A 13,305-nucleotide genomic window follows, 5' to 3' on the forward strand; every position below is an offset into this window, starting at 1 on the left:
AAAAACTTGCGCCACACGGACAAATGTTTTGCGCCACACGGACAGCTTTTAGGATTACTATTCGCATATTGAAACGATATCTGTTAATCCTAAAAACAAGCTATATATGAAGACAAATTATTTTTTTCTCCTTTTCTTTCTTTTGATTCTGATGGGATGTTCGGATGACAAAAACATTCCGGATATCCCGGCCTCCACAGAGGATACCTATGAAGGAGTACACGATCTGATCAGTTTCACGAAAGAAACCGAAGATTTCACGTATGGAGACCTGACTTTCCACATCAAGACTCCCGACGGGAACATTATCCAACGGAAAGCCAAGCACCGGCGATTATCCGGGACTTCCCTATTCACTATGGAAAAAGGGCTGAAGGAGGGTAAATACCAGCTACTATATATGGAATATACCATCCAATCGGATTGCCCGGACATTGACGGGCGGAATGGGGAGTTCGGCATGGGGTGCTACATTACCGTCAATGAGAATGGGATCTCCACCGAAACCAACCGTGACGAGCGAATCGGCCTGTATGGGAACGGTACGCCGGAAGATCCGTACCGGATAACCTCTGCCGATGATTTGGCGAAGATACAAGAAGCGATCCTCAACTTCCACAACAATGGTAACCTTGTTAATTCCTACACCTGCTTCGAACAACAAAATGACATTAGCATGGCCAACTATAATGACCAATGCGGCTGGGAGGGCAACTGGTACCAGATCGGATTATCAGCCAGTTATCCTTTCACGGGCTATTATGACGGCAACGGCTATACGATCCGGGATTTGAAAATGTTAGATAAAAACGCCGTGGGCGCTAGTTTGTTCGGCTTCGTAAATCAAGCCATCATCTCGAATCTCACCATCGAGAAAGCCACCATAACCGGCTATGGAGCGCTATCGGCTATCGTAGGAGCCGTTACCACCAAGGGGGGAAGCATCAATAAGACATTTATAAAAGGGTGCGTAGTAAAAAAATCCACCATCGAAAGCCGTAGCGATGGCGTAGTCACGGACGGCATGGCCATAGGCGGGATCGCCGGCATGGTAGACCCGAACGTAAATCTCTGGATAGATTCCTGCTCGGTAGAGGATTGCACTATAAACGGGGCGATTGCCGTAGGAGGAATCCTTGGCGGAGGAACAGTGTACTCAATGACACAAATCACGAACTCCCACAACCGGAATACCAAGGTAACCGCATCTTACAATTGTGCCGGAGGAATCGTTGGGTACGCCGATACGCTCTATGTATATTCATGTAGCAATAATGGCACTATCAAAGGTGCCGCATCCACAACCGCTCCTCCCGGAAACCTTCCTGCCAATTCTATATATAATGTAGGAACGGGCGGGATCGCCGGAGGAAGCGGATTGAGCACCATCATTTCCAGCCGAAACAGCGGGACGGTGCAAGGAAGCAGGGGCGTAGGGGGAATTATCGGAAGCACACTGGTAACTACCCAGCCGAAAACTTATTATAATAACACGTTTATCGGTTTTTGCTCGAACTCGGGGAATATAAACGGCGACAGTTATATAGGAGGATTATGCGGTGAGGCGCAACTTGGCGCTTATAAATCGTATAATGAGGGTATGATCGAGGCTAATTCATCCTTCGCTGGTGGAATTTTAGGATTCGCTCCCTTGGCCTCCATCACCAACACGGCGAATTTCAATAAAGTAATCGCCTCCTCTTATAGCGGAGGAATAGCCGGTTCCATCCTTGCCGGCTCGTTGGGTATTAACACGAATCTAGGGGAAGTAGCCTCCTACCATGAATATGCCGGTGGTATGATAGGAAGGGCAGGGAATACGCTTGCCATGAACTATTGTTCCAATTTCGCGCCGATATCAGGCTCCTCATACCTCGGTGGTATGATCGGCGAGGTAGGCGACGCAAAGAAATGGACGATCATGGATGGCGTATCCTTGGGGTTTGCCACATTCGAGCTGGCGTCTACTCTTGTCGGATTTGTCCCTTTCGCTAAAATCGTGGGAGAAAGCGGAGAAATCCTTGTTAACTGCGCCCTTACAGTACTTAGCCTCGTCTTAAATGATATCGATATTTTATCAGAAGGTTTTAGCGTATTCGGGCTTATTTCACACGGTCATCCGGAGATTATAGAAACAGAGAGGCTGAAAGGTGTCATTACCCATGATATCGCCATGTTGGAATCAGACATGGACACGAAACTGGCCAATAAAATAGATAACCTATCGTTCGCAAGCATCAAACTGAGGAGCAAAGATATGACAAATAGGTTCATGTCTAATCGAAAGGCATTAACAGAATGGTTTGAAAGTGGGGCAAACCACCAGATTTATAGTGACGCGATGAATTATAAGAGAGGGTTGCTCTCCAAACAGATCCTTAAAAGCAAAAAAAACGAAGAAGTTCTACATACGGTTGTCAGTGGTGTTTGTTGCGCGGTCAATTCAGCCTTGCTTTTTGTTACAGTTATCACTTTCCCCGAAGGTGTTCCCGCTGTAGCCTTGATGGGAGGTGCGCTAGCGTTAGTCAGTTTCGGCAATTCGGTTTCGGCCACTCTTGATGATTTCGTGGAAAACTCCGTCGTTATCACACAATGCTTAAACGCCGGAGAGATTGGCCAATATAGCAGCGGAGGCTTGGTAGGCCAACTTCAGCAAAGCTGCCTTATCTCCGATTGTATAAATATGGGACGCTCAAATAAAAGAGCCAATGCCCTAATTGGAGTTGTCAATCCAAACGTAAGGGTAGGCAGGAACTTGAATGTCGGGGAGAATTGGTATCTTTTCGCACCTCCCGCATCCGTTTCTTATTTTGGGAATTACTGCATGCTGGGCACTGTAGAGCAACCGAATCCTGTGATTATGAACATATTCAGCTTACAAGACTTAAAGTCGGAAAAGACCTTTACTGGATGGGACTTTGATGTAAAATGGGAAATACCATCCAACGAAACAGGCAGCTTTCCGATCCCTAAGAAATCCGAGATGCAATTTGATAAACCTAATTTATAAATAAACGAACAAACATGAAAACATACACTAAAACAATATGGAATATATGCGCATGCATGCTTATCATCTTGCTCGGCGGATGCGCAGACGATGACATCATACGAAACGACTGCGGATCGACCTTGCAAGAGACAGAATCTCATCTAATAAGCACGTTCTCCTTGCCGGAAGGCAAAACTCCCATACAAGATACGAGAGAACAGATCTTTTTCCAGTTGAGATCGCTGAGCGATAACTCCATACAGCTCATGGAAGGTAAGATCCGGAAAAACGCGGGGATTCTTTCCTGTGAAATGTTTATCCCCAATAATCTGGTATTAGAAGATGGAGACTATATACTTTGGTTAAAATTCGATGAAGAAGGCAGCGTCTATCCACTAAGCTATCATCTGACATTCCGTGACAAGATGGTCAGTATGGTACGTGATACTAAATATATTTACGAGATGCTGAATGGCGAAGGTACAGAAGAGAATCCTTATCTGATTACTTCCACCAACGATTTCGCCTATCTCGTGTCTCAATTAGCCACGTACGACAGTAATTACGGATACGGGCAATTCTTCAAGCAAATAGCCGACATCAAAGCTCCTATCCCCAATTGCCTGTATCAAGGCAACGCTTATAAAAGCGCCCCGTTCGCAGGAAACTACGACGGTGATTCCCATAAGATACTAAACCTAACCTATCTCGGGACGAACGGCGGAGAGCAAAGCGACGCAATCGGGCTTTTCTCCATTTTACACGACGGGGCAGTGATCCGGAATCTTGATATAGAAGGAGCGGATATAGAGTATCCGGGGAATTGTTGCGGATTGCTTGCGGGAGTAGCTAACGGAAATATACGAATCGAGAATATAACCTTAAACGGGAATATCAAGTCCACGAAGGATAAGGTTGGCGGTTTAATAGGCTATATCGAGGGCAACGCCCAGTCGTTGGCACAAATCAGTATCCGGAATGTGCGATTGGGCGTCTCATTCTCGGAATCCGGCAGCTCTTATATCGGAGCGTTGATCGGCTGGGCCGAGAACGCTTCCATTCAAGTGGAGGATATCAGTAGCGACGGGATTTTCAAAAACTTGAGAGGGAATAATCATGTGGCCGGTCTGATCGGGAAATTATATGGTCAAATCGATGCCAGAAAAATTAAGCTGCAACATACCACCTTAAACAATTTCCCGATATCCGGAAACCAGAACGTAGGCGGATTGATCGGTGAGGCATTCTTACAGGCGGCATCCAATTTCAAAGACATAACCATCGACATGCCGATCAAAGGTAGCTCCTATGTCGGCGGATTGATCGGTCAGATCCGGTCGGAAACCCCTACCAATATCCTCATCGCCATCGAGAACTTCCAGTTGTCCAATCCGGCAAATCGGTCTCAAATCCAAGGGGGTAGTTATGTGGGTGGAATGATCGGATATTCCCACAAAACACACGCTAACGCATTTACGATAGAGCTTAAAGGGGAATCCTTGTTTCATGCCTCGATAACCGGGCAGTCTGTTATAGGAGGTATTTTCGGTTCTTTAGATGATACCCAAATACAATTTACCCCGGCCTCACGATTGTATATGGATAATGAATCCCTTGAAGCTTCTTCAGGGATTTGTGGCACTTTAGCCGGAGCCTTATCTTACCAAGAACCGGGGAAAGAAATTCTTTTGGATCCGGAAATATTGGTGATTAATCCCAACATCAAAATAAAAGGAGGAAATAACGTAGGAGGAATCATCGGAAAATTATATAATGGGACGTTGACAGGAACCTATACCCCCGAATTCAGTACCACGAACGTAATCGTGAGCAAGATTCCACGACCTATTTTCCCGGGTAACATAAATTCGGAAAAACCCTATCGAGAAAATGCCGCTTCTATTGGAGGAATTGTCGGATATGCCGATAAATCTACTCTCAGAAGACTCTTCACGCAACCTTCCATTTACGGCAGAAGTACAGTCGGAGGAATCATCGGATATGCGAGCGATACTCAAATATCAGATTGCGGCGTGAAAACAGAAACATTTAATAATGGGAATAATAGCGCCATTATGGTAGGAGGAATTATCGGACAAGCATCGTGCTCATCCCACTGTGAGTTTTCCAATCTAGTAAATTACAGTAATATCTCCTCAGGATCCAATTATATCGGAGGCATTTTCGGGAGTATGGTAGCGGGAACTAGCGTAAAGATCAATAAAGTCGTGAATTTAGGTAAGATATCAGCCACAAATAACGTAGGCGGTATCATAGGGAAAACTTCAGGAAAAGACATAGAGGTTTATGACGCAGCTAATTTCGGCGTAATCCAAGGTATCGCAGGAGATAAAGAATGCGGAGTGGGCGGTATAGCCGGTGCCGCCGAGGATGCCATTACAATTTATAAATCCGTTAACCACGGAAATATCACCATAAACAGGAATGCCAAGTATTATGGAGCAGGAGGTATCTTGGGGTATGTGAAGCAAGGGGGAGCACATGTCCGTTACTGCTGTAACCGGGCAAATATAGACTATCCGAAAGATAAAGAAGACAGCCATGGCATTGGAGGTATCGTGGGTAGCATAGAAAAGGCTAACGATAACGACGACAGTTACGTACTGGATTGCTACAATATGGGAGAAATCAACGGACAGCAAAAAGCGACCAGCACGCTTGGTACCGACTACCGGGGAGGGATCGTAGGAAACCTCGGAAGCCACGGGAGATGTTACCGGGCCGTGAACGGGGGTTATGTCCGCTTTGGAAACGCAGGTGTCGGATACGGCAACAAGAAGAACCTGACACATATCTATATCTCGCCCGGTACAGGCAAAGACTTTGGGGCAACGTCTATCCCTCTACCAATCAGAGAAGATAAAAATATTTACCAAGGATTCGACTTCACGGGAGATCATGATCCAAACCGGCAACCGGTCTGGGTTCTGGGTGGCACATATAGCTCGGAGAATAAAATGCTACCCTACTTGCATTCAGGAAAATGTTATTTCCAGTTCGCAAAATATGCCCCATAGAGGATTGACAAACTATACAAGGTAGCAAGCATTCCCATAGCTATAACGTAAAGCTGGAAGATTGGTAAATTTCAAGGTCTCTCTGAGAAGTACCGAGAAAATATTATGGATGGCATGATAATTCTAGAAACAAATTTATATTATGAAGACAAATTATTTTTTCCTATACTTTTTCTTTATCATCCTTACCGGATGTTCGGATGATAAAATAACACCGGAATTACCCCCAAATACAAACGATACGTATGAAGGGGTTCATGATCAAATCAAGTTTTCAAATGAAACCGAGGACTTCACGTATGGAGAACTAGCTTTCTATATCAAGGTACCAGACGGAAGTATTATCGAACGAAAGGCTAAGCACCAACGGATTTCTGGAATATCCCATTTCATCATGGAAAAGGGACTGAAAGAGGGTAAATACCAATTACTCTATATGGAATATACCGTGAAATCGGATTGTCCGGAAATCGACGGACTGAAACGCCAATTCGGATTATGTTGCCAGATAAACATAACCCCGGATGGTATCCGGATAGAAAGCACCTATAACTCCAATATGAAACTTTACGGAGCCGGTACCCCCGATGATCCTTATCTGATCGGATCAAATGATGACTTGAATAAGATCAGAACCGGAATATCCAACCGATATGTGTCCTCTTCCACTTGTTATTCCCAACAAAACAATATTGACATGACCGGCTATAACGACAAATGCGGCTGGGAGGGAAATTGGTACCAGATCGGGCAATCCGCGACTTATCCATTTACCGGATATTATTACGGGAACGGATACTCGATAAAGAACATGACCCTCAAAGATCCAAACAAGATTGCCGCCAGCTTGTTCGGATACGTAAACAAGGCTGTCATCATGGACCTGACAATCCAAAACGCAGACATCACCGGCTATTGTGCCGTATCCGCCATAGCTGGAGCGATCGTCACATCGGGAAGCGGACAAGATCCAACCTTTATCAAGGGATGCACGGTAAAATCATCGACCATCCAAAGTCAAGGGGACGGTATGGGAATCGGTGGAATTGTAGGTTCCGTAGATCCAAACACTAAATTATGGATCGATTCATGCAAAGTAGACGATAATACCGTACAAGGAGCTATAGCCGTAGGCGGTATTCTTGGCGGGGCCAACGTACTTTCGACAACACAAATCACCAACTCCAGTAACGAAAAAGGCAAGGTAGAGGCATATTACATGAACGCAGGAGGAATTGTCGGCTACGCTGATTCCTTATACGTCTATCTCTGCACGAACAAATCGCAGGTAAAAGGCGGCACACACTCACACAAACCTGATCGATTATCTGGTTTCATGGGTACCGGAGGTATCGTCGGCGGAAGCGGAATCAGCTCAATCATAACCTGCCGGAACGAGGGGAGCGTAAATGGTCAGAGAGGTGTTGGAGGGATCATAGGAAGTACTTTAGTCATTCTTAATCCGGCAACATATAATAATACATTTATAGGATATTGCTCTAATAAGGGCAGAGTCAACGGAAAAGAGAATGTAGGCGGACTATGCGGTGAAGCACAATTAGGAACTTACAAATCTTACAATGAAGGAAAGGTAACAGCAGATGGCTACTATGCCGGTGGCATAATCGGGGCTACCCCATTATCCAGTATCACCAACACGATCAATTTCGGAACTGTATCTGCCTCACGGTTCAGTGGCGGCATGAGCGGACAAATACAAAGCGGATCATTGGCGTTAAATGTGAATATGGGCAAGATCTCGGGGAGTACATATATCGGAGGGATGGCCGGTATCGCAGGAGGTTGCCTATCCATGAACTATTGCGCTAACTTAGCAGATGTAGAAGGAAATGGGTATATCGCCGGATTAATCGGAGAAGTCGGCGATTCAAGGGAATGGACAGAGGCCGAGAAACGCTCCGCCATATTCGCCACTATCGAGCTTGGCCTTTCAGTTTTTAATACCGTTGTCGGTATCGCTGATGCGGGAACGACAATCCTTAACAATCTAATCACGTCACACGACGCAGTAATGGAAAGTATCAGTGCCTATTCATTGGGAAAAGAAATGGCCGACCTTTTCCGTCCAATGCAACGAAAGGACTACACAACTTCGCTTAGTGGATTAGTCACCAAGGGGATGGAAAAACTGGAAACAGATATGGATAATATACTGCGAAATAAATTATCAGCTCTTCAGTTTAGTACACCCAATCTTCAATATGGGCGAATGATCGATCAATTCATGAACGAATACAGGAAAAAAGTGATTGCTTGGTATGAGACCGGCAAAAACCATGAGGATTTCCGTGACGCGATGAATTACAAAAGAAATCTTCGCTATAATCAAATACTGGATATCAAGAAAACAGAAAAGATCATCCATACCTTGGCAGACGGGGTATGTTTTATAGCCAGCACAGCCGCTTTTGTCGCCGGATTCGTTGCCACAGGTGGTGTCAGCACGATAATCGCCGCGGCCGGTGTGGTCGTCAGTGTGGTCGGATACGCAAACTCCATAACAGCTATAGCGGACGATTTCCAAGAAAATGCTGTGGTAATCAGCCAATGTGTCAGCTTCGGAAACATTAGGGCGAAAACAGGCCCGTACGGCGATTACAACGGAGGACTCATCGGGCATTTTGATGAAGGTTGCCTGATATCGGATTGCCTAAACGGAAGCGATGGCAATAAAATAGGAGGAGCTACGGTAGGAAGTCCGGAAAAGCAAGCTGTCGTAAAAAAATGCCTGAATATCGGTAGCCAGTGGAAAAATTTCGCCTATACGGGTAATGCACTAAGCCGATTTGAAGATAACTATTGCCTAGAAAATACGATCGAAAATAGAAATATCCATGGTGCCACCGGCTTAACCCTGCCACAATTATCGACCACTTCCACATTCCAAGGCTGGGATTTCCAAAGACTTTGGAAGATTCCCTACACAGGACTGGGCTACTTCCCGGTTCCTTATCAATCTGAGATGCAATACAAAGAACCCCAATTATAAAAACAAGCAAATATGAAAACGATTAATAAGCCTATCTGGCACTTACTTCTATACCTGTTCATCTTATCGCTGGCCGGAAGTTGTTCAGATGACGATATGCGGAGAAACAGCATCGGTTCTTCCTTGAAAGAAAACGGCGACCATTCGGTCAGCTCCTTTACTTTGCCCCAAGAGAATAGTGAAATCATCAATAAGGACGGGATCATATACCTACAACTCACGTCATTGAGTGACAATAGCACTCTCGATTTCGAGGGAAACTTAAGATTCCTTTCGGGAAATCTCACTTGCGAAATCTATATCCCGAACAATCAAGAAATCGCCGACGGGGATTATATAATGTGGATACGGAGCGAAATGGAAGGAAATTTATACCCTCAAGGTTATCGCCTTACGTTCCAAGAGCAAATGGTAAGCGCTGTACTTGCCACTGTACATAAATATGACCAATTGCAAGGAAAAGGCACAGTAGATCATCCCTATTTGATCACGTCCACCGAGGACTTCGCATATATGGTACAGCAGCTCCTTATGTATGACAGTAGCCATGGTAAAAACCAATATTTTAAACAGGTAGCCGATATTTTAGCGCCTGTCACCGACTGTCTTTACCAAGGAAATGGTTATAAATGCGCCCCCTTTGCCGGCATATACGATGGAAACTCGAAACAAATACAGGGTATGGCGTTCACTGGAAGTTCCACGGAAGAATCAGTTGGCCTATTTTCCACGCTCCTTGACGGAGCCATCATCCGTAACCTTACCCTTATGGGTGCGAATATCCAAAGTCCAGGCTCCAAATGCGGTCTTCTTGCAGGAGTAGCACAAGGGGAGGTACGTATAGAGAACGTGGAGGTACGTGGTACGATTAATATGGGAAAAGATAAAATCGGAGGGCTGATTGGCTATGCGGAAAAAGCAGGCAACAAACAAGGCCACCTCACGATCAATGATACTAAATTCTATGTAACCTTCGTTGATAACGGATCTTATGTCGGAGGATTGGTTGGATGGGCCGAAAGCGTACAAATGGATATCAATAATATAACAACATCCTCTCCCTTCGGCATATTAACCGGAAAAGATAATACAGGAGGTTTAATCGGTAAATTGTATGGTACAATATCCGCCAATAACATTAAATTGACACACACCACCGATGATCCGAATATGAAAATCATCACAGGAAATAATCGTACCGGAGGATTGATAGGTGAATTCTATATGACCAATTCTTCCTCTTTAAATAATATCACGGTTAATCTGCCTATTGATGGACACGATGAAGTGGGAGGATTGATTGGGAAGTTGTATGTATCTTCAACGAGTTCTTTCACGCTAAGCATAGACACTTATAACAAATCTACGGGATCTCAAGGAGATCAACCTATTAAAGGAGAAAGTAAGATAGGAGGACTAATCGGTTTATCATCCGCAAAACAAGGTAATATCATTTTAAAATTAATCGGGGAATCCACAATCACATCCCCTATCACTTCTTCTGGCAAATATGCGGGGGGTGTTTTAGGCCAAGCGCAACAAACAAAGATAGAATTTAACAATTCCGCCAAAATAAATTTAAACATCGCAAACATAAAGGCCAATCAGTATGCGGGAGGTTTCGCCGGTTCATTGGAAAACGGTGGAACAATTAATGTAAATACACAAAAAGTACAATTAAGCCCTTTAATGTCTATTAGAGGAAACAGTGGATTAGGAGGTTTCTCCGGAATAATTGTATCAACGAATCTCAAAGGAGACTATAAGCCAAACTTCAGCGATACCGATGTGATAACCAATAAGGACAATACGCCATTCTTCGCAGGTAAAATCAATTCTGACGACAAGAGTTCTAGTGCCCAATACATAGGTGGTATAGCGGGAAGCGTAGATAATTCAAGTATAGAAGGCTTCTATGTCACTCCTTCTTTATGTGGCAATCGATACGTCGGTGGAATTGCCGGAAGCGTAAATAACACAACCGTCTACAACTGCGCAGCCAATTGTGGCGTATTTAACAACGGAAGTTATAGCGAAGCCTATTCGTTGGGTGGAATCATCGGATATTTATCCAACAACAAAGCGTGCAACTACGAGAATTTGGTGAATTATACATCCATTAATGATGTCGGAGATGGTATAGGAGGTATAATCGGACATGCAGACTGTTCCTCAAACATTACATTGAGAAAAGTCGTAAATCTCAAAAATTTAACCGCTAATTATAGAATAGGTGGTATTATTGGGTACATTTCGGGAACAAGCGTAGTTAAAATTTATCACTCCGCAAATTACGGAGATATCAGCGGTAAAAAAGGAAGATGGGATAAAAACGATGCCATAGGTGGTATCGTTGGCTACTCTTCGATGAATGTGCAGATCCATAACTCCGTAAATCACGGACATGTCACAGCAAGTAAAGACTATTGGGGCGCAGGTGGAATTTTAGGATACGCAAACTGTAGTATTCCATGGGTTAATTGTTGTTGTAACTGGGGAAATATAGATCTCTCCAGAGACTCTGAAAAAGAAAATGGCGGTATAGGTGGTCTTATCGGTAGCATCGAACATACGAAAGCAGGCAATTGGAACATAACAGATTGTTATAACCAAGGAACTGTCACAGGGCAAAAGCACTCAACATCCTGGGGAAGGAGAGATTACAGAGGAGGTATTGTCGGAAATATGGGAAAAGACGCAAATTGCCACTTCGTCATAAACGCCGCAAAAGTGGACTATGGGAATGCCCTTGCCGGGTATCTTACCGATAAAAACATGAAGTCGAGCTATTTAGTAAAGGATACGGGAAAAGATTTCGCAGCAACCGCAACCCTGCCAGATAGCCGTAAAGGAGACGAAAGCGAAAAGACTTTATATTCCGGATTCGATTTCCAAGGAACTTGGCAGATAGGAGGAACACACAACCAAATATGCGCACAACTCCCTTATTTGCAATCTTGTTATTTCCAATTCGCAAAATACAACCCATAAGATACGCCCCTTTTAACATCATCTATATATATCCAAATCGGGTGCAAACTATTCATCGGTTTGCGCCCGATTATCACAAAAGACTTCGTATATTTGTGAAGTTTATATCTCATATACATTACTTAATACACGAATACAAAATGAAAAAGTATCTTATTCTTGCCGCATCAGCCCTGCTCCTAGCCGCATGCAGCGAAAAACCGGGTTACGAGATCAACGGTACCGTAGCGAACACCGATCTAAACGGAAAATACGTTTACCTGTATGAATATGGCGTACAAGACGCCGCCCCAATGGATAGCGCATTGGTGCAGAACGGCACGTTCACGTTCAAGGGAACACAGAACGCCCCCGCCTTACGCAAGCTTGCCTTCGCCGAGGATGTCGTGGAACCCAAACGTGCCGCTTCCGGCGAGAACGCCCCTTTCACAAGCATATTCGTATTGGAAAATGGTAAATTACAGGCTATTCTTGACGAGGCAGCTTCCGCCGTTTCTGGAACACCGGAGAATGACGGATTGAAAGCCCTGCAAGCACAAATGAAGACTTTGCGTGCGAATCTGGAGAAGCTTTCCGCCGACATGAAATCAGAGGATAAGGAAGTCGTAAGCGCCGCCGAGAAGAAATATGACGAGATCGACCAAAAGGTAACCGATGCCGTCAAGACTTACATATTGAATAATACGACCAAGCAATCCGCCGCCAAGTTATTATACGATTTCCGTTATAGCTTGGACGAGGCGGCCCAGAACGAGATTATCGCCAAGGCGGACTCCGCTTTCAAGGCCGTTCCAAACATCGATAAGCTCATGGCTCACCTAGATGTACTGAAAACCGTAGCCGTAGGCAAGAAGTTCGTGGACTTCGAGATGGCCGACCCGAACGGTAAGACGCACAAGCTATCCGAGTTCGTAGGCAATGGCAAGAACATCGTGTTGATCGACTTTTGGGCAAGCTGGTGTCCTCCTTGCCGCCGGGATATGCCAAATTTGGTAGCCGCTTACAAGAAATACAAGAACAAAGGTTTCGAGATCGTCGGTATCTCCTTGGATAGCAAGGCTGACGCATGGGCGAAAGGCGTAAAGGACCTAAATATCACATGGCCCCAACTCTCCGACTTACAAGGCTGGAAAAACTCCGGTGCTCAACTATACGGGGTAAACAGCATCCCTCACACCGTATTGGTGGATAAGGACGGAACGATCATCGCCAAGAACCTACATGGCGAGGAGATCGACGCTAAACTTCAAGAAATATTGAAATAATAATAACAA

At 44.7% G+C, this 13,305-nt stretch carries 5 protein-coding genes; all 5 read left to right on the forward strand.

Annotation, left to right across the window (positions count from 1 at the left end):
- Positions 1–106: 106 nt before the first annotated feature.
- Positions 107–3,010, forward strand: coding sequence for a peptidase M26 (locus tag DWY79_RS08000; RefSeq protein WP_122369163.1), 2,904 nt, complete (start codon positions 107–109; stop codon positions 3,008–3,010).
- 14 nt (positions 3,011–3,024) lie between these two features.
- Complete coding sequence (locus DWY79_RS08005) at positions 3,025–6,030, forward strand: hypothetical protein (protein WP_122369164.1); 3,006 nt, start codon at positions 3,025–3,027, stop codon at positions 6,028–6,030.
- Between the two features lie 142 nt (positions 6,031–6,172).
- Complete coding sequence (locus DWY79_RS08010) at positions 6,173–9,040, forward strand: peptidase M26 (RefSeq protein ID WP_122369165.1); 2,868 nt, start codon at positions 6,173–6,175, stop codon at positions 9,038–9,040.
- Between the two features lie 12 nt (positions 9,041–9,052).
- Complete coding sequence (locus tag DWY79_RS08015; RefSeq protein ID WP_034530494.1) at positions 9,053–12,031, forward strand: hypothetical protein; 2,979 nt, start codon at positions 9,053–9,055, stop codon at positions 12,029–12,031.
- Between the two features lie 140 nt (positions 12,032–12,171).
- Positions 12,172–13,296: a redoxin domain-containing protein gene (locus DWY79_RS08020; RefSeq protein ID WP_009017794.1), complete on the forward strand. Its 1,125-nt coding sequence runs from the start codon at positions 12,172–12,174 to the stop codon at positions 13,294–13,296.
- Positions 13,297–13,305: the final 9 nt, after the last annotated feature.

It is taken from the genome of Parabacteroides sp. AF27-14 (assembly GCF_003635425.1).
GTDB classification, from domain to species: domain Bacteria; phylum Bacteroidota; class Bacteroidia; order Bacteroidales; family Tannerellaceae; genus Parabacteroides; species Parabacteroides distasonis.